We start from the raw sequence: 989 nt of genomic DNA on the forward strand, positions 1-989 counted from the left end.
GACCCGGCCGGCGGGGGCCGGCCGGGACGCGGTAGCGGTCGGGCGGTGCCGGCTCAGGCCAGTTCGTCGGGGTCGACGCCGAGCAGGTTCGCCACCTGCTCGATGATCACGTCGTGCACGAGGTCCGCGAGGTCCTCGCGGTCCATGGCGCGGAATTCCAGCGGCCGCCGGTAGAGCACGATCCGCGGCGGCACCTCCTGCCGGCCCGGGCGCCCGGGGAGCAGGCGGGCGAGCGGCACCTCGCCGTCCTCCAGCACGTCCGAGTCGTAGACGTTCAGATCCGGCGGGACGTCCTCGACGGCGAACTCGACCCCCGCCAGCTCCTTGGCGAAGCGGCGTTCGAGCGTCTCCACCGTGTCCAGCACCAGGTCGTCGAAGACCTCGGCCTTGGTCCGGGCCAGCGGCACGGTGGCCGGCACCAGCCGCCCCCGCAGTCCCCGCCCGTGGCGGTCGCGGTGGGTGCGCCGGCCGGAGCCGGGGCGGCGGTTTTCCGGGCTCGTCATGACGCACAGGGTAGCCCGCGCACCCGGGCCGCCCGCCGTGGCGCCGTCGGCCCGGCGCGCCGAGCCGCCGATCGGACGAATGTGATCACCATGACGGGCGTGTCGCAACGCGAAGCGGTGCGCCGCACCCGGTAATGGGGATACCCTGCCGCCGTGAGGTCACCACGGCGCTGCTCCCGTAACGGCTGCCCCCGGCAAGCGGTCGCCACATTGACCTATGTTTACAACGAGTCCACGGCCGTGGTGGGCCCCCTCGCCGCGTTCGCCGAGCCGCACACGTACGACCTGTGCGAGCCGCACGCCCGCAACCTGACCGCCCCGCGCGGCTGGGACGTGGTCCGCCACGAGGGCGAGTTCGAGCCGCCGCCGACCTGGTGCTGCTCGACGCCGCCGAGGCCGCCGCCCGCTGCCACGCCGACGGGGTACGCGGCGGCACGTACACCCCGCACTGCGCCGCCGTGCACCCGGCGAAGCTGGTCCGGGGCC

Annotated in this window: 2 protein-coding genes; one reads left to right on the forward strand and one right to left on the reverse strand. The window is 75.0% G+C overall.

Translation table 11 applies throughout. The features are described from left to right. Positions 1-53 precede the first annotated feature (53 nt). Positions 54-503, reverse strand: a complete 450-nt coding sequence (locus tag F8274_RS30705) for a metallopeptidase family protein (protein WP_091260118.1) — start codon at positions 501-503, stop codon at positions 54-56. A gap of 153 nt (positions 504-656) precedes the next feature. On the opposite strand from F8274_RS30705, the gene F8274_RS32760 reads away from it, so the two are divergent. Then, positions 657-989: DUF3499 domain-containing protein (locus F8274_RS32760; protein WP_370518299.1), on the forward strand; the 333-nt coding region annotated here is incomplete at its 3' end.

This window comes from Micromonospora sp. AMSO31t, assembly GCF_008868175.1.
GTDB lineage: Bacteria > Actinomycetota > Actinomycetes > Mycobacteriales > Micromonosporaceae > Micromonospora.

Excerpts from the sequence above, each read along its gene's own strand:
- F8274_RS30705 (WP_091260118.1), bottom strand. The coding sequence starts at position 503 with ATGACGAGCCCGGAAAACCGCCGCCCCGGCTCCGGCCGGCGCACCCAC.